Consider the following 20,295-nt stretch of genomic DNA (forward strand, 5'->3'; position numbering starts at 1 on the left):
GGGCATCCGGCACCCGGCGGGTACTGCGAGCGAGGGCGCTGGCGGCGGCCGGCAGGAGCGCCGACATCGCGGACGTGGGCTGGCGGCGGACTGGGGTCTTCAGTACGGAATCCCGACACCACGAGGCTGGATCAAGCAACCTGAAGGCGGGTCGATATACGGGAACATATATGATTCTGCGCTGTGAGAGCAAGCTCACTTCTCACCCAGGGGGTCAGGCCCCGCAGTCCTACCGGCGCGCGCGCTGCGGCGACAGCTCTGGCAGGACGGGCATCGGGTTCGCGGCTCCGATCGCGTTCTCGATCTCCCGGCAGACGACCGCGGGCGAGGTGAGCATGGCGCTGTGCGGTTCGGAGATCCTGCTTACCCGCCACCCCCTGGCCAGCGCCCGGGCATGCGAGGCGGTCGTGATGCTGTGCCACCCGACGCAGGACACGTAGGAGCAGTCGAGGATCTCCGGTGACAACAGCCGCACCCGCTCGGTGAGCGTGGCGAGCGGCTGCGGCCGGAGCTGCGACCGCAGCCAGGCCAGGGGCACGTCATGGTCGCCGACGAAGACCTCGAGCGGGGGCGGCGGCACCAGCCAGCCGACGCCGCGGGCAGCGGCCCGCCGCGTCGCGGCGCGGTACAGGGGTGCCAGCCCGTCCAGGGCGTTCTCGCCGTGGTCCGGGACGAAACCGTCGAGGTAGACGAGGTTGCGCAGGCGTTCGGGAATGCGTTCGTGCAGCACGCTGAGGATCATGCCGGCCAGGCCGTGCCCGACCAGCACCACCGAGGTGAGACCCTCGAACTTGATCAGTTCTTCGATCTCTCGGACATGACCTGACAGGTCAGTCGTCTTCGTCGCAAGGTGCGCCCGTTCCCCGAGGCCCGTCAGGGTCGGGGCCCACACCCGGTGGCCCGCTGCGCGCAATGTCACCGCCACCGCGTCCCAGCACGAACCCGCGTGGAAGGCCCCGTGCACGAGTAACACGTCGGCCACCGCCCACCGCTCCTTCCGCCCCAGCCGTCGCGGGTCATCGGCGAGCGCGGCGGACCGTCGGGCAACCGAACGATAGGACCGCCTGATTGCACAGACAACCCCGTAGCGGACCGCGAGGCGGACGTTCTCTTCCGCTGGGTGGAAACACCCAGTCGAGGCTCACGGCCGACGCTCACCGAGCACGTCCCGGCAGAACCTGGCGAACGCGAGTGCCCGGCGCGTCGGTCGCAGCCCGGCGGGCCTGGCCAGCACGATCGCCAGTTCGCCCGGGTCGCCAAGGATCGGGCGGGTCACCACCCGACGGCCGTCGTAGGTGCGGTCGGTCTCCGGCTGCTGGATCAACAACGAGTAGCCCAGGCCCCGGCCGACGAGTGAGCGCACGAGCTCGAAGCTGGTGCTGCGGTGCACGATCCGGGGCACGACCCCGACCGCGTCGAACACGCCCTGGGTGTGGTGCATGCTCGGCGGCACGTCGAGCGCCACCATCGGCTCGGCCGCGAGGTCGCGGATATCGACCACCTGGGCGCCGGCCAGGCGGTGGCCTGCCGGCAGGATGACGTGCGGGCGCTGCACCGAGACCGTCTCGGTCGCGGTGCCCGCCAGCACGTCCAGGTCGTACAGCAACGCCAGCTCGCAGCCCCGCGCGACGAGCTGGTCGTGCAGGTCGGACGCGGAACCCTCGACAAAGTCGAGCACGATCTCCGGATACTCGGCGCCGAAGCCCCGCAGCAGCCGGGGCAGCAGGAACGGGCCCAGCGGGGTGTAGCAGCCGACCACCAGCCGGCCCGCCAGCGCCTGCCCGAGATCGTGGGCGCGTTCCTGCAGCTCGCCCGCAGCCTCGAGCAATGCGCGCGCCTCGGCGAGGAGGTCCGCCCCGGCGGCGGTGAGGCTCACCCCGCGGCCGCGGTGGCGCACCAGCAGCTGGGCGGCCATGGCTCGTTCGAGTCCGGCGACCGCCAGCGACACCCCGGCCGGGGAGACCCGCAACGCCTCGGCCGCCGAGCTGATGGTCCCCGCGTCGACCACCGCGACGAAGTAGCGCAGCTGTCGCAGCGAGTAGCGAACCTCCTTCATAAGAAAAACCTACGACACTTCCAAGATTCCGATGCTTTACACGACTACACCGCCCGATCACGCTCCTGCCACGCCCTTCGGGAACGACACCGCGGCCCGGACGCGGCTGGCATCGGCCTCCCGCATCCGGGCCGGCGACGAGGAGGACTCTGCGATGAGCACCGGATCTGCGATGAGCACCGGATCTGCGATGAGCACCCCGTCGGCGACGCTGGGAGCGACCGTCGAGCTGGCGCGGTTGTGGTCCGACCCATACCCGATCTACCGAGAACTGCGGCGGCGCGAGCCGGTGGCGTGGGTGCCGGCCGCCAACCGCTACCTGGTGGCCCGCCACCGGGACGTCGTCGCGCTCGAGCGGGACCCGGAGACCTTCAGCGCCGCCGAGCGCGACTCGCTCATGATCAGGGTGATGGGCCACACGATGATCCGCAAGGATGGCGCGGCCCACGCCCGCGAGCGTGCCGCCGCCGAGCCGCCGATGCGACCCCGGGTCGTCGCAAACCACTGGACGACGCTGTTCCAGCGCACCGCCGACGAGCTCGTCGACGGCCTCTACGACCGCGGCGAGGCCGACCTGTTGCGCGACTTCGCCGGGCCGTATGCCGCCCGCAACCTCGGACTCGTCCTGGGCCTGCCCGACGCCGCCCCGGCCGACCTGCAGGAGTGGTCGCAGGCGATGATGGACGCCACCGGCAACTACGTTGATGACCCCACGGTCTGGCGGCGCTCCCAGACCGCCGCGCAGCAGGTGGACGACGCGATCGACGACGTGCTCGGCCACCTGCGCCGCCGCCCCGACGAGTCAGTGATCTCGGCGATGCTGCACGCCACCGACCCGCTGTCCGTCGAGGAGATCCGCGCCAACGTCAAGGTCATCATCGGGGGTGGCCTGAACGAGCCCAGGGACTCCCTCGCCGTCGGCGCGTGGGCCCTGCTGACCCACCCTGAGCAGCGCGCCGCCGTCGAGGCGGACCCGTCGCTGTGGCGCCGGGCCTTCGAGGAGACGGTCCGCTGGGTCTCCCCCATCGGGATGTACCCCCGCCAGACCACCCGCGAGGTCGTGCTCGGCGGCACCCGGATCGAGGCGGGCGCCCGGATCGGGGTGCTGATCGGCTCGGCGAACCGGGACGAGACCGTCTTCGCCGACCCCGACCGTTTCGACCTTCACCGCAAGCCCAACAGTCATGTCGCGTTCGGCGGCGGCCCGCACTTCTGCCTCGGCTCCTGGCTGGCCCGGTCCCAGGTCAGCCAGGTCGCCTGGCCGACGCTCTTCCGGCGGCTGCCCGGCCTTCAGCTGGCCCCCGAACCCGAGGTCGAGCTCGGCGGCTGGGTGTTCCGGGGAGTGCTGAACCTCCCGGTGCGCTGGACGCCCTGACCTCGCGCGGAAGGAACCCACTCATGCCGAAAATCATCTACGTCGATCCCGACGGGACGCGGCACGTCGTCGACGCCCCGGACGGTACCAGCCTGATGCAGGCGGCCGTCGCCAACGGCGTCGAGGGCGTGCTCGGCGAGTGCGGCGGCTCGGCGATGTGCGCCACCTGCCACGTCTACGTCGACCCGGCCGACGGCGGCCGGCTGCCCGAACTCGGCGCCGACGAGGACGAGATGCTCGACAGCACCGCCAGCCCGCGCACCACGGCCAGCCGGCTCAGCTGCCAGCTCACCGCCTCGGAGGACCTCGACGGCCTGGTCGTCCGGCTACCCGAGGAGCAGATCTGATACCCCACGACGGCGTCGGCATCGAGGACGGCTCCGGGTCCGGCGTCGTCGTGGTCGGTGCCGGTCAGGCGGGCGTACAGGCCGCTCTCAGCCTGCGCCACGGCGGTTTCGACGGCGCGGTGACGGTGATCGGGGACGAACCCGAACTTCCCTACCAGCGCCCACCGCTGTCGAAGGAATTCCTCGCCGACCCCGGGCAGCAGCCGCTGCCGTTGCGAGCCGAGCGCTTCTACGACGCCCACGACATCCGCCTGCTCCGCGGCGAGCGGGTCGTCACCCTCGACCGCGCCGCCCGGGAGGTCCACCTCGGCTCCGGGGGCCGGTTGGCGTTCGACCATCTCGTCCTCGCGCTCGGAGCGCGCAACCGGACGCTGCCCGTTCCCGGCCACGACGCCGACGGCGTGCTCACCCTGCGGACCCTGCGCGACGCCGAGCGGTTGCGGGACCGCCTGGCCGGGGCCACCTCGGCCGTGGTGGTCGGCGGGGGGTTCATCGGCCTGGAGTTCGCCTCGGTCGCCCGGGCGCGGGGAATACCCACCCTGCTCGTCGAGGCGGGGGAGCGGACCATGGCACGCGCGGTGAGCCCGGCGGTCTCCGGCTTCCTGACCGCCGGGCACCGCCGAGCCGGGGTGCGGATTCTGCTCGGGACCACAGTCCGCAGGCTGCTCGCCCGGCGCGGGCGGGTCGTCGGGGTGGAGACCGACGACGGCCGGCGCCACCCCGCGGACCTCGTCCTGGTGGCGGTCGGTGCCGTGCCGAACGTCGGGCTCGCGGCCGGTGCCGGACTCCCCACGGCGGACGGAATCCTGGTGGACGCCTGCCTGCGCACGCCCGACCCGCGGGTGTTCGCCGTCGGCGACTGCGCGCGTTACCCGAGCCCGGCCGTCGGATCGCCCGTGCGGCTCGAATCGGTGCAGAACGCCGCCGACCACGGCCGCTGCGTCGCCGAGACACTGCTGCGCGGGCAACCCACGCCGTACCGCGCCGTGCCCTGGTTCTGGAGCGATCAGGGCGAGCTGCGGCTCCAGATCGCCGGCGTCCCGACCGGGGCGGAACGCGCTGTGCTGCGAGGTGATCCTGACGCCGGCGCCTTCTCCGTGTTCTCCTTCGTCGCCGGACGGCTGGTCGCGGTCGAGTCGGTGAACCGGCCGGCGGACCACCTGGCCGCGCGCCGACTGCTCGCCGACGGCCGGCCGTTGACCCCCGAGCAGGCGGCGGACCCGAGCTTCGACCTCAGGTCCCATTCCCGGAGCAGGCCCGAGCCCGGCCCGCCCGCCGTCTCGTGATCACAGGTGGTTGCTCGCGCGGGCTGAGGGACGGGTACGTGCTCATCGGCTTGCGGGGTCAGCTTCCCGGGTGCGCGGATTCGGGCGTGCTGAGGCCGAACCCGTCGGCCCCCACGGTGACCGCGACCTCGTCGCAGGCCACGTCGCGGACCGGGCACGGCCTGCCGTCGAGGTCCAGCACGGTGGTCGCCTCCGTGTACCAGGACTCGATCACCGCGTTCCCCCAGAAGTCGCGCCGGCGCGGGTCGTGCACGTTCCACCGCAGCGTCTCGTGGTCCGGATCACCGGTGTAGTAGTCGCTGGAGTACACCTCGAGCCGGTGCCCGTCCGGATCGCGCAGGTAGACGTAGAAGGCGTTCGAGACACCGTGACGCCCGGGCCCGCGCTCGACGTGGGCCTCCTCCTGCAGCGAACCGAGGATGTCGCAGATCCGCAGCACCTGGTGCGACTCGTGCGCGAAGAACCCCAGATGGTGCAGCCGGGGGCCGGCACCGCCGGTGAAGGCCACGTCGTGCACCGTCTGCTTGCGGTACATCCAGGCGGCATAGAGGGCGTGCTCGTCCTCGATCGTCTCCGAGCAGCCGAAGCCGAGCGAGGTGTAGTGCTCGTAGGCGGCCGGGATGTCCGGCACCACGATGTTGACGTGGTCGAGCCGGGCGATCTCCGCCCCCCGGCGCCGGTCGTACCGTTGCACGAGTCGCTCGGCGCGGTCGATCTCGTGGAAGAACTCGACGGTGAAACCGAGCGGGTCCTGCACCCGCACGGCCGCACCCACCCCGAGCGTGCTGCCCGCGGGAAGCCGCCGGGTGGGGCAGCCCAGCTCGCCGAAGTACGCCTCCGCCCTGGCGAGGTCGGCCGGGGTCCGCACCCGGAACGCGAAGTACGAAGCGGCTGGCTCCGCCCCGGCCCGCAGCACCAGGTTGTGATGGGTCAGCTCGTCGTACCCCCGGAGGTAGAGGGCGTCCGGCTCGTCGGCCTGCACGACCATCCCGAGCAGCTCCGACCAGAACCAGCGAGCCCGGTCCAGATCGGTGACGACCAGCTCGGCGTAGGCGGAACGGACGACGTCGGGAGGCTCGGGAAGCGTCACGTTCGGGCTCCTTACCAGCGTCGCGGGCGGGCGCCCCGGCCAGCGGACCGCGGGCCCCGGGATGTCGGTCAGAGGGCGGGATCCGCCTGCGGCGGCACGCCGAAACGGGTCGGTCGCGCGTCGGAGAGCGCGACGTGCACGACCCGGCTGGTGGTGTAGAAGTCGATGCTGTGCTCGCCGCCCTCGTGGCCGAGGCCGCTCGCCTTGATGCCGCCGAACGGCGTACGCAGGTCGCGCACGTTGTGCGAGTTCAGCCAGACCATCCCGGCCTCGACCGCGTGGGCGACGCGGTGCCCGCGTTCGAGATCCGACGTCCAGACGTAGGCGGCCAGCCCATAGGAGCTGTCGTTGGCGAGCGCGACAGCCTCCGCCTCGTCGCGGAACCGTGACACCGCGACCACCGGGCCGAAGATCTCCTCCTGGAAGATCCTCATCGAGGCCCGGACGTCCGCGAAGACCGTCGCCGCCAGATAGTTGCCCTCGCGCAGGTGCTCGGGCCGGGTTCCCCCCGCGACGAGTCTGGCCCCCTCCGCACATCCGACCTCGACATAGTCCAGGACCCGTCGGTAGTGCTCCGGGTGCACCAGCGCGCCGAGCTGGGTGGCCGGGTCCGACGGCGGGCCCACCCGCACGTGGCGGGCCCGCTCTGCGAGCCGGGCGACGAACTCGTCGTACAGGTCGTCCTCGACCAGGATGCGCGAGCCGGCGGTGCAGCGTTCGCCGTTGAGTGAGAACACCCCGAACACGGCCGCGTCGAGGGTTCGTTCGAGGTCCGCGTCCGCGAAGACGACCACGGGCGACTTCCCGCCCAGCTCCATCGACAGCGCCTTGAGGTGGGGCGCCGCGTTACCCATGATGGTCTTCCCGGTCGCGCTCTCCCCCGTGAACGAGATGACGGGCACCTGCGGATGGCGCACGAGCGCGTCGCCGGCCTGCTCGCCGATGCCGTGCACGATGTTGAACACGCCGTCGGGCACTCCGGCCTCGGTCATCAGCTCGGGTAGCAGGCTCGCCGACAGCGGGGTCCACTCGGCCGGCTTCAGCACGACGGTGCAGCCCGCCGCCAGCGCCGGCGCGAGCTTCCAGGACTCGAGCATGAAGGGCGTGTTCCACGGGGTGACGAGCCCGGCGACCCCCACCGGCCTGCGCAGCACGTAGTTCAGCTGGGACGTGCCGACGCCGAAGGCGCTCTCGTGCAGAGCGACGACCACGTCGGCGAAGAACCGGAAGTTCTCGGCCGCACGGTGCGCCTGCCCCCGCGCCTGGGTGATTGGCAGACCGGAGTCGAAGGATTCGAACTGCGCGATCCGCTCGTCGCTGGCTTCGATGGCGTCCGCGATCCGGTTCAGGATCCGTGCCCGTTCCCGCGGCCGCATGCCCGGCCACGGCCCGCCGGTGAACGCGGCCAGGGCCGCGCGCACCGCGCGGTCCACATCCGCCGCCGAGCCGGCGGCGACCGTGGCGTACGGGGTGTTGCTCACCGGGTCCGCGACGTCGAACGTCGCGCCGTCGACGCTGCCGACATGCTGCCCGCCGATGTAGTGGAGCACGCTGCTGGGGAGGTCCGCGGGCACGGCCGGAGCCGGCGTCCCGGTGATCATGGTGGCCATCGCAGGTCAGTCCAATCAGTCGGGTCGGGGAATCGACACGAATACCCCGGGCGTCCTCGGCCGAGCCCACCTCGGGCCGGGGCGTGTCAGGCGGGCAGCGGCTCGCCGAGCTCGGCGAGCTCGGTGCCCTCGGCGAGCAGGCTCTCGACGCGGGCCGCGCCGGCCGACGTGAGCGGCACCAGCGGCGGGCGAACATGGTCGGACGTCAGCAGGCCGTACCGGGCCAGCACCCATTTCGCGGGCGCCGGGTTGGTCTCGACGAACAGCGTGTCGACCAGGGGATGCAGGCCGTAATGCAGGTCGAGCGCAAGCTCCGTCTCCCCCGCCGTCCAGTGCTCGTACATCCGCGCCACCGCCCGCGGCGCGAGATTCGTCACCGCGCTGACGAAACCGGTGCCGCCGAGCGCGAGCAGCGGCAGGCACAGCAGCTCGATGCCGGACCAGACGAGGAAGTCCCGCCCGCACGCCCGGATCACGCGCGAGAAGTGCTCGAAGTCCTTCGTGGTCTCCTTGATGCCCACGATGTTGTCGAAGTCGCGGCGCAGCCTGGCCACGGTCTCGGGCGCGGCGTCGACGGCCGTGCGCGACGGCACGTTGTAGACGACGATCGGCAGGTCCGGGAACTCGCGGGCCACTGCCTCGTACCACGCGTACAGGCCCTCCTGGGTCGGCCTCGCGTAGTACGGGGTGATGACCAGCACGGCGTCGGCGCCGAGTCGTTCGGCGGCGGCCGTGAGCTCGAGGGTCTCCGAGAGCTTGGCCGAGCCGGTGCCGGGCACGAACGGCACCCGGTCACTGACCTCTCCGGCCACCGCCGCCATCGCGGCCACCCGTTCCTGCACCGTCTGCGCACTGGGCTCACCGGTCGACCCGCCGAGCGAGATGCCGTGCGAACCGGCCGCCAGCTGCCAGCGAACGAGTCCGACGAGCGCGTCGAGGTCCAGCGCGCCGTCAGCGGTGAACGGTGTGACCAACGGAGCGATCGAGCCTCGGATCGACTGCGGTTGCCCACGGAACTTCACGACGCCGTACCGCCGGCCGAGAACGCGCCGCCCGACTCCGCCGCGCCGGCGGCCGTGGCGTCCTGGAAGGCGCGCAACGTCGCCAGTTTGTGTTCCCGGGCGACCCGTTCGATCTCGCCCGCGGACGCGCCCGCCTCGATCAGGCGGACGAGGTGCTCGTGCTCGAGTACGGACCTGGTGGCGCGGCCAGGCACGATGCCGAACGTGGTGCGGCGGATCACGTCGAGGCGGGACCACTCCCGTTCGACGAGTGATCGAAGCTGCGGGTTCGGGCACCGCCGGCAGAGCACCTCATGGAACTCGCGGTTGAGGCGGGTGAAGCCGACCGGGTCGAACTGGGCGAGGCTTTCGCGCATCTGGTTGTTGAGCTCGCGCGCCCGTTCCAGGTCGGCCGGGCTGAGCACCGGCGCGGCCATGGCGGTCGCGGCACCCTCCAACAGCCCCAGCACCTGCATCGTGAAGACGTACTGGTCGCTGTCCACCGTGGCGACCGTGGCTCCCACGTTGCGCTGGAACGTCACGTAGCCTTCAGCCTCGAGGCGCCGCACGGCCTCGCGCACCGGAACCGGCGAGACCGACAGCTCTCGCGCGAGCTGGTCGAACACCAGCCGGTGGCCCGGCCCGTACTGGCCGCCCTCGATCCGGGCTTTGATCGTCTCGTAGGCGTTGTCCGCCTTCGAACCGCCGCGGCGCATGTCCACCGGCTCCACCATCACGTCTCCTCGAAATCTGTGCCAGCACCGGGAGGACCGTCCACGACGTTCTTCGCTCTGCACACTGTCGGCTCTACGGCCTGTCGGCCGCGTCAGCATTCTCCGCATCGGCGCACCACCTCTCGTAGGCCGCCCGCCAGTTCGGGCCGATCGGGTACAGCCCGGCAACCGATTCGCCCACGGCCACCCGCTCGGCGATGAACCGCTCCTGACGCTCCTGCTCGGCCGCGTCGGCCGCGACCTCGGCGGCCAACGCCGGCGGCACGACGACGACGCCGTCCGCGTCGCCCAGGATCACGTCGCCCGGCTCGACCAGCGCCCCCGCGCAGGCGACGGCCACGTCGCGTTCCCAGGGGATGTGCCGGCGGCCGAGAACGGCCGGGTGCGCCGCCGCGGCGAACACCGGCAGCCGCATGTCCGCGATCACCGCGCTGTCGCGCACAGCGCCGTCGGTGACGATGCCGGCGGCTCCTCGGCGTTCGGCACGCAACGCGAGGATGTCTCCCATGGTGCCGGCCTCGGCCACACCCCTGGCCTCGATCACCAGTACCTCCCCGGGGCCGATCTCCTCGACCGCGAGCTTCTGCGCGTTCATCCCGCCCGCCCGGGCGTCGAAGAGGTCCTCGCGCAGGGGCAGGAAGCGCAGCGTCCGGGCGACTCCGACCAGCCGCGGCTGCGCGCTCGCCGGGCGCAGCCCGTCCAGTGTGGTCCCGTGCAGCCCCCGCCGGCGCAGCTGGGAGCTCACGGTCGCCGTGGAGACGTGACGCAGCTGTTCGAGCACCTCCTCGCCGACACGGGCCAGGGTCGGTCCGCCGGCGGCGTCCGCGCGGGACGCGGCGTCGGTGCGGGGCATGGCCCCGATCGGGTCAAGGTCGACGCTCGCCTCGACGACGACGCTGCGCAGCCGGCCGGTCGAGAGCCCGCCCGCCGGGCCCGCGACCGCCGAGACCTCGACCTCCACGACGTCGCCGGGCTCGATCACCGAGGAGCCTGCCGGAGTCCCGGTGAGGATGACGTCGCCCGGCTCGAGGGTCATCAACCGGGACAGGTCGGCCACCAGCAGGTCGAACCCGAACAGCAGCTCCGCGGTGGTCGCGTCCTGCACGAGCTCGTTGTTGACCCAGGTACGCAGCCGCAGCTGGGCAGGATCCACCAGGCGGGCATCGAGCAGCCGCGGCCCGATCGGGGTGAACTCGTCGGCGCCCTTCGAGCGCACGTTCGCGCCGCGGTCGGCATACCGGAGGTCGTACACGCCGAAGTCGTTGGCCGCGGTGAGCGCCCGCACGCAGGACCACGCCAGCTCCCGCGGGACGTTGCGGACCCGTTCACCGACGACCAGGGCGATCTCGCCCTCGAAGGCCAGCAGCTCGCAGCCGCGCGGGCGGGTCACCGCCGACCCAGCCTCCGACAATGACGAGGGTGGCTTCAGGAAGTAGGACGGGAACTCGGGAGTCCGCCCGCGCTCCCGGGCTCGGCTGGAGTAGTTCAGGTGCACGGCCACCACCTTGGAAGGCGACCGGCCAAGACACTGGACCACGCTAGACTGGACCACGCTCGAAGGAACCGCCTCGGCGTCAGCCCGCCCGTCCCGCACCGTCATCACCTCTCTCCCGAGTGCCAAGCATATACGATTCCATATCGGACCTTCGGTACCCTCGTCGGCGCGGTGTGGCGTGTGCCGTGCTGGGCGGCTCAGAACGGGAACGGCGTCGCCTTGTTCCGCGAGGTCACCCACTGCCACTTGCTGAACGAGTCCCAGTTGGCGACGCTGCCGAAGCTGACGCCGTTGCCGGAGGCGCCGAGGCCGCCGAAGGGAGCGTGCGGGTCGTCGTTCACGGTCTGGTCGTTGATGTGGACCATGCCGGCCCGGATCCGCCGCCCGATCTCCAACGCGCGTTCCGGGTCAGCCGACTGGATCGCGGCCGCCAGGCCGTGCTCTCCGAGGTTGGCCAGCGCGACAGCCTCGTCGGCGTCGCGGAAGGTGATGACGGGCGCCACCGGGCCGAACACCTCCTCCTGGTAGACCGGCATCGCGCTGCCCACGTCGGAGACCACCGTCGCGGGGAAGAACGGTCCGTCCCGGTGACCGCCGATCCGCAGCGCCGCGCCGGCCGCCACGCTGTCGTCGACGATCTGCTGGACGCGCGCGATCTGCTTCTCGCTGATCAGCGGACCCAGTGCCACCTTGCCGGTGTCCGGGTTGCCGGCCAGCAGCCGCCCGGCCCGTTCGGTGAGCGCGTCCAGGTAGTCGGCGGCGATGCTCTCGTGCACGATGTGCCGCCCGGCTGCCATGCAGATCTGCCCCTGGTGCAGGAAGGACCCCCACGCGCCGGCGGAGGAGGCCGCCTCGACGTCGGCGTCGGCGAGCACGATCAGCGCGTTGTTGCCGCCGAGCTCGAGTGCCACCCGCTTGAGCAGACGGCCCGCGGCCGCCCCGACGGCACGGCCCGCCGCGGTGGAGCCGGTAAAGGAGATCATGTGGACGTTCGGGTCGGCGACCAGCGCCTGGCCTACGTCCACGCCGCCGGTGAAGGCGTGCAGGACGCCGGCCGGCAGGCCGGCCTCCTCCAGCACCCGCGCCACCAGCACGCCGCCGACCAGCGGGGTGTTCGGGTCCGACTTGAGCACGACGGCGTTGCCCAGGGCCAGGGCCGGCGCCACCGACCGCAGCGCCAGGGTCAGCGGGAAGTTCCAGGGCGCGATCACGCCGACGACCCCGACCGGGATACGCCGCGCCAGGCTGTGGCGCCCGGGCTGGGCCGAGGGAAGGGTGAGCCCGTCGGGCTGCGAGGTGAGGGCGGCCGCCTCCAGCAGCTCCCCCGCGCTGGCCTGCAGTTCGACGTCAGCCTTGGCGGCGACGCCTCCCGTCTCGCGCACGATCCACCTGGCCAGCTCCTCGTGGTGACGCTGGAGCAGGCCCGCGGCGCGACGGAGCACCGCGGCCCGCTCCGTGAACGCGGTGGCCGCCCAGTCCGGCTGGGCGCGGACCGCGGACGCCGCCGCGCGCGCGACGGTTGCCGGGTCGGCGCTCCCCGCCACTCCGAGCACCGCGCCGGTCGCCGGCTCCGTCACATCGATGGTCACCGGCGCATCGACCCACTCGCCGAGATAGATGCGGCCCTTCCAGCGGTCCTCGGCGAGCAGTGGCGTCACGTGCGCTCGCTCGACAGCCTCGATGCTCATCACGCCGAGACCTCGACGAATCCGTTCTTGAGGGCTACCGCCCCGCCGTCGACGACCGATTCGAAGGCATAGCCCGCGGTGCCGCCCGCGTCGCCGGCGGCCCACAACCGCGTGGTCAGGGTCTGGCTTGGCTGCACGATCCGGCTGAAGCGCACCGCCAGACGCCGGAGCCGGGTCGGGTCGTCGTCGCAGGTGTGCCGGATCAGGCCCCGAGTGGCGAACGCCAGGGTGCACAGGCCGTGGTTGATGATTCCCGGCAGGCCAGCCCGCCGGGCGAACTCGTCGTCGGTGTGGATCGGCATGAAGTCCCCAGAGGCCTGTGCGTACCTGGGGGGAGTGTCCGGATCGAAGGTCCGCTCGAAAACGGCGAGCGGCGGGGCGTCGAGGGTGCCCGGCGGCACGAAGCGCGCGGGCGCGCCCCCACCGACCGGCCGCGAGGTCCGCGCCTTACGCATGATCACGGTGACGAACTGCTCCACCACGAGCTCACCCGCCCTGGTTCGCGTCTCGCCCCGGACCGTGATCGTGACGCCGGCCCCGACCGGTCGGAAGCCAACACCGATCGCCCGGGAGACCAGCGTCATCCCCGGCTCGATCGGACGGTGGAACCGAAAATCCTGCTCACCGTGCAGCCCGCCCAGCCGGACCTCGTCGTCGGGGATGATCCGCTGCGCGATCGGGTCACAGACCTGCATGGCCGGCACCGCAGCGAACACCGGCGGAGCGAGGTCACCGCGGACGTGCACCGGCAGGTCGTCGTTGGTCGCCGACGCGTACTGGACCAGCCGCTCCCGCTCGACGACGAACTCCTTCTCCTCGCCCCACCGGCCGACCGGCTCGGCGTTGAAGTCGGGCGGCGTGGTCGTCACAGCGGCCATGTACATCTCCTCAAGAGCGATCCGAGTGGGCGTCCTCGCATCCTGACACATCATCAATGGAATCGTATAGCATTTTGGATTCCAGGGACGACATCACCTCGGTCACAGGAAGAACTCGGAGAGTGACTATGAGTGTTGCAACCCGGCGGGTCCTGCTCCTTGACGAGGAGCAGGACGAGTTCCGGTCATCGGTAAAGGCGTTCGCCCGACCTTTCACCGAGACGTATCTACCGCTTGCGCACAGCGACCAGTTTCCCTGGGAGGAGAACCGTGCGCTGGGCCGGCAGGGGCTGCTGGGGCTGGGAGTTTCTGAACGCTTCGGCGGCCAGGGTGCGACCGGTGGCGTCGACCGGGTCTCCGTCGGCGTGGCCGTGGAGGAGCTGGCCTACGCCAACTTCTACCTGAGCATGCTGGTCTTCCCCAGCGTCATGAACGGCCGTCTGCTCGAGGCGCACCTGGCGCCCGAACTGGCCGAGCACTGGCTACCCAGGCTGGTGCGCGGTGAACTCACGGCGAGTTTCGCGTTGACCGAGCCCGCCGCGGGGTCGGACGTGGCGAACCTCGCCACCCGGGCACGGCGGGTAGCTGGCGGGTGGCGCATCAGCGGGGAGAAGACCTCCATCACCTCCGCCCCGCACGCGTCCGCATTCATCACGATGGCTGTCACGGACCCCGAGCGGGGCGCCGGTGGCATCACCGCCTTTTTCGTCCCGCGCGACAGCCACGGTCTGAGCTTCCAGACCTTCCAGGACGCGGGCTGGCGACCGCTGGGCCGCGGCGCCATCGGCTACCAGGACGTGTTCGTCCCCGACAACCAGGTGCTCGGCCCGGTCGGCGGCGCGTTCCGCACCGTCATGCGCGGCTTCGACTTCGGCCGGGCGCTGATCGGCCTCACCGTCGTCGGTGCCGCCCGCCGCGCGCTCGACATGACGGTGGAGCACGTCCGGGAGCGATACGCCTTCGGCGGCCCCATCGCAGGCCAGCAGGGTGTGTCGTTCCCCGTCGCCGAGCACGCCACCCGGCTCGAGGCGGCCACCTGGCTGTCCTACCGGGCGCTCGCGCTCGGCGACGCCGATCTGCCGCACACCAAGGAGGCCGCCATGGTCAAGTGGTGGGCTCCCGAGGTCGCGATCGACACCGTCCGCGACTGCGTCGTCCTCAACGGCCACGGTGCCTTCACCGAAGAGCTCCCCTTCCAGGCGCTGCTACGCGACGTGTCCGCCTTCCAGCTCGCCGACGGCACCGCGCAGATCCAGAAGACGGTCATCGCGCGTCAGCTCATCGGCCGCCGGTACACCGGTTGACCGACCACCGCTGGAGACGGCGCCGCCAGACGTCCGCGGCGATCCGTGTCGCCATCACGGCCAGACGTCGCGGACGGCCGCGGTCACGGTGCCGCCCTCGCTGTTCAGCGCGCGGGAGACCGCGTTGGCACTCGACCGCACCAGCGGCGCCAGCGCGTGCGGCGAGGCTGACCCGTGTCGCACGACGATCCCCACCGCCGCGGCCACGATGCCGCCCGCAGCCCTGACCGGGGCGGCCACCGAAAGCGCGTCGCTGGTCACCTGCCGGTCGGAGACGGAGAACCCGTTGGCACGCACGTCGGCCAGAACTCGCTGCAGTCTCACCGGATCGGTGAGGGTGTACTCGGTGAACCGCGGGACACGGCCGTAGACGATCGTGCGCTGTACCTCGGTCGGGGCGTGGGCCAGCAGGACGAGTCCCACGCCGGTCGCGGTGAGGGCGAACCGACCGCCCGCTCTGGACAGCACCGGTACCGCCCCGGTCCCGGCGATCCGCTCCACGAACACCACCTGGCTGCCTTCGCGGATCGCGAGCTGCACGGTCTCCCGGGTCACCTGGGAGAGATCTTCCAGGATCGGAAGGGCCAGCTCGCGCAGTCCCTGAGTACGGGGCGCGAGCATCGCGGTCTCCCACAGGCGCAGTCCTATGCGGTAACGGCCTGTGCTGTCCCGTTCGAGCGCCCCCCAGGCGACCAGCTCCTTGACAATGCGGAACGAGGTGGACAGCGGCAGGCCCGAGTACCGGGCCAGATCGGTCAGGTTCATCTCGGGACGGCGCTCGGTGAACGCGGCGAGAACCTGTAACGCGCGAGTGACGACAGAGCGGCTGGCCGCGTCACCCGCGTGGTCGATGCCGTCCTGCAGCGTGCGCTCCACGGCGACCTCCGAGACGGAAACGAGCGTGTCCGGCGGTCGTACCGCCCTGATGCCGGCCGGTGACCTCCAGGCACCGGCCGGGGCGCGCGGCGACCGGCGCTCCCGCGAGAACGGTCCGCCGGCAGACGACGATGGCGCCGCCGCCGGGCGATGCCGTCCTGCGGCCCGTCCGGACGACCCGGCCCTGGCTAACGATTAACCCGGCCCTGACCAACGACTAACAAAATCCTACATAACCTTGCCGATCACAACCCCGCATCGTAGGACGGGCGAGACAGGCGGTCCGTGCCGTCGTCGGGCTCGGGCTCGGGCTGGGCTCGGTGCACCAGGATCCTGGTTACTACGTTCCCGCGCCTGGCTGGCTACATTGCGCGGCTCCACCCGAGACATGTAACATGGGGTAGTTAATGTGCCACTTTTTGTCCGTGTGCACCATGTCGTCACCAGCCATGATCAACGGAGGACGCAGGTCGGACTCCGCTGAGTGACAATCTCGGCCCACAGAGACGACCATGGCGCAGAGACAGGAGCAACGTCGGAGCCTCGAGGACCTGACCAGACGCCGACCGCGCAGGTCGGCTCGGTGCCTCGGATCCAGCATCTACTACGAAGAGCAACAGATCTGCCGCGTAAGGCGGTGTCCAGGGGCATCAAGGCACCACGGCAGGGGCTGGCGTCGGGGCGCCAACGCCGCAACGTCCTGCTGCCGTTGGTGACCGGCCTGGTCGCGGTGCTGTTGCTCGCCGCGGCAGCGCTGGCAGTGGGTTCGTGTCAACTCGGCAGGGCCGAACAGCGACGGCTCGATGACCGCGCTGACCTCGTCGAGAGCACCGCGTCGAACCGGTCGCTGGCCAACGACCCCCACTACTTCGCCGGGCTGGTGGACCAGGCGGGGTTCTCGTCCGACGACCCGGCGCGCAACCAGCGGCTGTTGCAGATCTTCGAAGCCGGAGCCAGTGGCAACACCGCCGCCGTGGTGGCGCTGCTCAGGCCGGACGGCACCGCGGCGGCCACCCTGCCAGCCGGCGAGTCGGTCCCCGTGGCCGACCTCGGGGCAGCATGGCCCGCGGCGCTGGCCGGCCGGCCTGGCTGGACCGACGTGTTCTCCTTCGAGGGACGGCCGCTGCGCGCCGAGCTGGCTCCGGTCGGCGGATCCGCCCCTTGGGCTGTGCTGGTGCTGATCACCCCCGACGTCGCCGAGCAGCGGTTCAACGAGCAGATAGGTTCTCTCGGTGGCACGACCGGCGGGCTGTCCGACGTCGACAGCAGGGGTGTGACGGTAGCGTCCTGGGATCCCGACCTCGTCGGGCGGCGCGTCGTCGATCCGGCGCGACTCGACGACGTGCCCGCCGGCCAGCTCCAGTGGTGGACGGCCGCGATGCCGGCCGGCGCGGTGGAGACGATCTCTGTCGTCCAGCCGCGGACCGGCTACGCCACGGTCTATCAGGAACCCGCCGGCCAGCTCTACGCGGACCTGCGGGCACGGCAGTCGAGCCGCGACCGGGCCCTGCTCGCCGTTCTGAGCGCGTCGGTCGCCGTCCTCGTCCTGTTCGCGGTCGCGCGCGAGGTGACGGCCCGGCGCTCGCGCGCTCGCCTACACGACCTGCTCAGCAACGCGCACGACGTCATCATCCTGGTCCGGGACGGCGACACCGTCGCCTTCATGAGCCCGTCGGCCGACCGACTCCTGGGACAGTCCTCCGGTGACTGGCTCGGGCGGCGACTGGTCGATCTGGTGCACGAAGACGACCGCGGCATGGTCAGCGAACTCGTCGCCGAGCTGGTCGACGGGCTGTTCGGCGAGTCCGGCACAGCGCGTACCCGCAATGTCCGGCTGCGCACGGCCGACGGCGGTTCCCGGTGGTTCGACCTCGAGGCCAGCGACCAGCGAGGCGACCCGGACCTGTTCGGTGTCCTCGTCACGTGCCACGAGGTCGGCGAGCGCAAGTCACTCGAGGACAGGCTGTCCCACCAGGCCCGGCACGACGCGCTCACCGGCCTGTGCAACCGTGTCACCTTCGTGAACCAGCTGGCTGCCGCGATCACAGCGGCCAACGAGACCGGCACGAGCTGCGCCGTGCTGTTCGTCGACCTCGACCGGTTCAAGCACGTCAACGACACTCGCGGGCACGATGCCGGTGACGCCCTGTTGAAAATCGTCGCGAGGCGGATTGGGAGCGCCCTGCGCCCTGGAGAGGTGGCCGCCCGGTTCGGCGGCGACGAGTTCGGCGTGCTGTTGCGCGCGGACGCGCAGACCGCGCTGGCCGTGGCCCGCCGGGTCGCCGACACCGTCCGGCTTCCGATCGACCTCGGCGACGCCACCGTCCAGGTCGATGCCAGCATCGGCGTCGCGCTGCCCGAGCCGGGGCAGACGGATGCGGACCAGGTGCTGCGTGCGGCCGACATCGCGATGTACAAGGCGAAGCGGCAAGGTCAGGGACCGCGGGTGGTGCTGTCCGACGACGTCGCGCGGCCGGTGGCGCCCGCCGCCGTCAGCCCGCGGCCGCCGCCCGGGGACGCGATCGCGACCGACGAAGGCAGAAGGGCGACGCCGGTGAAGGCGACGGCGCGCCGATCAACGACGGCGGGCGCGGCGCCCGGCCGCCGGCCGCGGTGGAAGACCCGCGCTCGCCGGCTGGCCCCGCTCCTGATGGCAGGTGTCGTACTGCTGGCGGTCGTCGCGGTAGGGCTGTGGCAGGAGGTCGCCACCCGTGACTCCACTCGCAGTCAGCGGCTCGTCCAGAACCAGTCGGTCGCGACCGCCCTCGCCGGCAACGCGTCCTATGTCCTCGATCCGGCGCGGCTGGAGGAAAAGGTGAACGACAACGACTGGTCGTTCGACGACCCCTCGGCGGACGCCAGAATCCTGTCGAGAATCAGAACCTCGGTGTACGGCGGGCCGGGCTCCGAGCTGTACGTCACCACACTCGACGGACGGGTTCTTGCCGCCGATCCGGGAAAGGAGCCGTTGACGATCAGCCCGGACAGTCTGGACTGGCGCCTGGCGGCCAGCGGAAACGGACGGTGGGCCGCACCGGTGACGGTCGGGGGCACCCAGCACGTCTACGGCCTCACCCCGATCAGGCGGGACGGCACAACGGTCGCCGTGCTCGTGATCGCCCGGCCGACCAACAAAGGTCCCCTCATCAACGTCCTGCGGTCGTTGCGGCCGCTCGGGCAGGTCAGTTACGTGTTCGCCAGTGGCGTGGCGACGTTCTCCTCCGACGTCGCGCGGTCGGGCGAGCTACTCGCCGCGCCGGAAGCGCTCGCGGCGGTCCCGGCCGGCCAGGCCGCGCGGGTCACCGCGGGCGTCGAGCGGGACCTGGTGAGTTTCGCCGCGCCCGTCGCGAGTCTGCCTGGATACTTCGTGCTCTACCAACAGCCAGCGGCGGTTGTGTACCAGGGCCTGGGTGCACCGGTCGCGGTCACCGTGGGCCTGTTCGGCGTGGCGGCCGCCACGCTGGTGGGCGTGGCCGTCGCGAACGACCGCCGGCAGCGGGCGGTACGCCGCGAGGCGAGCGAGTTCGCCGCCCTGCTGCGCAACGCCCATGACTTCGTCCTGGTCGTCGACGACCAGGACGAGGTCACGTTCGTCAGCTCCGCCGTCAGCGGTCTGCTCGGCCACCAGCCGGACGACTGGCTCGGCCGGGCTGTCACCGACCTCGCCCACCGCGAGGACGCCGCCGCCCTGCGCACGTTCCTGCACGCCGCCCCGCGGGTGCCACCTCGGCAGTTGCGCGACCTCAGGCTTCCGACCGCCGAGGGCGGCTACCGGTGGTTCGACGTGATCGCCTCCGACTTCGCGGCCGATGCGGCGCTGTCAGGAACCCTGCTGACCTGCCACGACATCGTCGAACGCAAAACCCTCGAGGAGGAACTGGCCAGCCAGGCGAGCCGTGACCCGCTGACCGGCCTGCCCAACCGCTCGGCATTCCGCAGCCGGCTCGCGGAGGTCGCCTCCAGCCGCAGGGACGAGAGGGGTGAAGATGGCGAACGGGACGACACAAGCGACACGCAGCCGGAGAAGCGACGGTTCGCGGTACTCTTTATCGATCTCGACCACTTCAAGCCCGTAAACGACACCTACGGTCACGACGTCGGCGACCAGGTGCTGACGATCGTCGCGATGCGACTCGGCGCGGCCGTGCGCGTGGACGACAGCGTCGCCAGACTCGGCGGTGACGAGTTCGCCGTCATCGTTCCCCACGGCGACGAGGCATACCTCGCCGATCTCGCCGATCGCATCCTGCACTCGGTTCGCCAGCCCATCAACTGCCGTGGGACAGACATCACGATCAGCGCGACGATCGGCGGCGCCTTGTCGGCCGTGGACGTCGAAGATCCCACCACTGCGGTCCGTGCGGCGGACCGCGCCATGTACGAGGCGAAACGGCGTGGACGCAACCGCACGGTGGTGGCCACCGCCAGCACGGCGGGACGCCTACCAGAGGCCCGGCCGTCCTCGGTCAGACGGCGCGGGCAAGCTCGGTGAACGCGGCTGCCTGTGCGGTGCCAGAAGTCGGCTTGGACCTGTGACCTGGGCTGACGCGGCGGA

General features: G+C 71.5%; 15 protein-coding genes. 5 read left to right on the plus strand and 10 right to left on the minus strand.

All coding sequences use genetic code 11. The features are described from left to right. Window positions 1-229: 229 nt before the first annotated feature. Window positions 230-982, minus strand: coding sequence for an alpha/beta fold hydrolase (locus tag FRAQA3DRAFT_RS11785; RefSeq protein WP_009739260.1), 753 nt, complete (start codon window positions 980-982; stop codon window positions 230-232). A gap of 159 nt (window positions 983-1,141) precedes the next feature. After that, window positions 1,142-2,056 (minus strand): LysR family transcriptional regulator, encoded by a 915-nt coding sequence (locus FRAQA3DRAFT_RS11790; RefSeq protein WP_009739261.1) that lies wholly within the window; start codon window positions 2,054-2,056, stop codon window positions 1,142-1,144. A 154-nt stretch (window positions 2,057-2,210) separates the two neighbouring features. On the opposite strand from FRAQA3DRAFT_RS11790, the gene FRAQA3DRAFT_RS11795 reads away from it, so the two are divergent. From FRAQA3DRAFT_RS11795 to FRAQA3DRAFT_RS11805, 3 genes are read left to right on the plus strand one after another with little or no spacing between them, the layout of a single operon-like run. Beyond that, window positions 2,211-3,431: a cytochrome P450 gene (locus tag FRAQA3DRAFT_RS11795; RefSeq protein ID WP_009739262.1), complete on the plus strand. Its 1,221-nt coding sequence runs from the start codon at window positions 2,211-2,213 to the stop codon at window positions 3,429-3,431. Window positions 3,432-3,454: 23 nt separating this feature from the next. Then, window positions 3,455-3,778, plus strand: coding sequence for a 2Fe-2S iron-sulfur cluster-binding protein (locus tag FRAQA3DRAFT_RS11800; protein ID WP_009739263.1), 324 nt, complete (start codon window positions 3,455-3,457; stop codon window positions 3,776-3,778). A 50-nt stretch (window positions 3,779-3,828) separates the two neighbouring features. Beyond that, window positions 3,829-5,064, plus strand: a complete 1,236-nt coding sequence (locus FRAQA3DRAFT_RS11805; RefSeq protein ID WP_009739264.1) for an NAD(P)/FAD-dependent oxidoreductase — start codon at window positions 3,829-3,831, stop codon at window positions 5,062-5,064. A gap of 58 nt (window positions 5,065-5,122) precedes the next feature. Here FRAQA3DRAFT_RS11805 and hpaD read toward each other — a convergent pair whose 3' ends face one another. The 7 genes from hpaD to FRAQA3DRAFT_RS11840 form a co-directional block, all read right to left on the minus strand. Next, window positions 5,123-6,154 carry a 3,4-dihydroxyphenylacetate 2,3-dioxygenase gene (gene hpaD, locus FRAQA3DRAFT_RS11810; RefSeq protein WP_009739265.1) on the minus strand — a complete coding sequence of 344 codons (1,032 nt, stop codon included), beginning with the start codon at window positions 6,152-6,154 and terminating at the stop codon, window positions 5,123-5,125. 68 nt (window positions 6,155-6,222) lie between these two features. Then, window positions 6,223-7,755: a 5-carboxymethyl-2-hydroxymuconate semialdehyde dehydrogenase gene (gene hpaE / locus FRAQA3DRAFT_RS11815; RefSeq protein WP_035922808.1), complete on the minus strand. Its 1,533-nt coding sequence runs from the start codon at window positions 7,753-7,755 to the stop codon at window positions 6,223-6,225. Window positions 7,756-7,850: 95 nt separating this feature from the next. Next, complete coding sequence (gene dapA, locus FRAQA3DRAFT_RS11820; protein WP_009739267.1) at window positions 7,851-8,786, minus strand: 4-hydroxy-tetrahydrodipicolinate synthase; 936 nt, start codon at window positions 8,784-8,786, stop codon at window positions 7,851-7,853. Next, window positions 8,783-9,499 carry a GntR family transcriptional regulator gene (locus tag FRAQA3DRAFT_RS11825; RefSeq protein WP_009739268.1) on the minus strand — a complete coding sequence of 239 codons (717 nt, stop codon included), beginning with the start codon at window positions 9,497-9,499 and terminating at the stop codon, window positions 8,783-8,785. Before FRAQA3DRAFT_RS11825 ends, dapA begins: the two co-directional genes overlap by 4 nt. 73 nt (window positions 9,500-9,572) lie before the next feature. Next, complete coding sequence (locus tag FRAQA3DRAFT_RS11830) at window positions 9,573-11,099, minus strand: fumarylacetoacetate hydrolase family protein (RefSeq protein WP_009739269.1); 1,527 nt, start codon at window positions 11,097-11,099, stop codon at window positions 9,573-9,575. 92 nt (window positions 11,100-11,191) lie between these two features. Then, a complete protein-coding gene (locus FRAQA3DRAFT_RS11835) occupies window positions 11,192-12,682 on the minus strand; it encodes a benzaldehyde dehydrogenase (protein WP_009739270.1) in 1,491 nt (496 codons plus the stop codon). Next, window positions 12,682-13,560, minus strand: a complete 879-nt coding sequence (locus FRAQA3DRAFT_RS11840) for a MaoC/PaaZ C-terminal domain-containing protein (RefSeq protein WP_009739271.1) — start codon at window positions 13,558-13,560, stop codon at window positions 12,682-12,684. Before FRAQA3DRAFT_RS11840 ends, FRAQA3DRAFT_RS11835 begins: the two co-directional genes overlap by 1 nt. A gap of 128 nt (window positions 13,561-13,688) precedes the next feature. Here FRAQA3DRAFT_RS11840 and FRAQA3DRAFT_RS11845 point away from each other — a divergent pair, with 128 nt between their 5' ends. Beyond that, window positions 13,689-14,864: an acyl-CoA dehydrogenase family protein gene (locus tag FRAQA3DRAFT_RS11845; RefSeq protein ID WP_009739272.1), complete on the plus strand. Its 1,176-nt coding sequence runs from the start codon at window positions 13,689-13,691 to the stop codon at window positions 14,862-14,864. Window positions 14,865-14,918: 54 nt separating this feature from the next. On the opposite strand, the gene FRAQA3DRAFT_RS11850 is transcribed toward FRAQA3DRAFT_RS11845, so the two are convergent. Beyond that, the gene (locus tag FRAQA3DRAFT_RS11850; protein WP_009739273.1) at window positions 14,919-15,740 is read right to left on the minus strand and encodes an IclR family transcriptional regulator; all 822 of its coding nucleotides are present in this window, start codon (window positions 15,738-15,740) and stop codon (window positions 14,919-14,921) included. 583 nt (window positions 15,741-16,323) lie between these two features. Here FRAQA3DRAFT_RS11850 and FRAQA3DRAFT_RS11855 point away from each other — a divergent pair. Continuing rightward, the gene (locus tag FRAQA3DRAFT_RS11855) at window positions 16,324-20,232 is read left to right on the plus strand and encodes a diguanylate cyclase domain-containing protein (RefSeq protein WP_198287080.1); all 3,909 of its coding nucleotides are present in this window, start codon (window positions 16,324-16,326) and stop codon (window positions 20,230-20,232) included. Window positions 20,233-20,295 lie beyond the last annotated feature (63 nt).

Source organism: Frankia sp. QA3 (assembly GCF_000262465.1).
Taxonomy (GTDB): Bacteria; Actinomycetota; Actinomycetes; order Frankiales; family Frankiaceae; genus Frankia.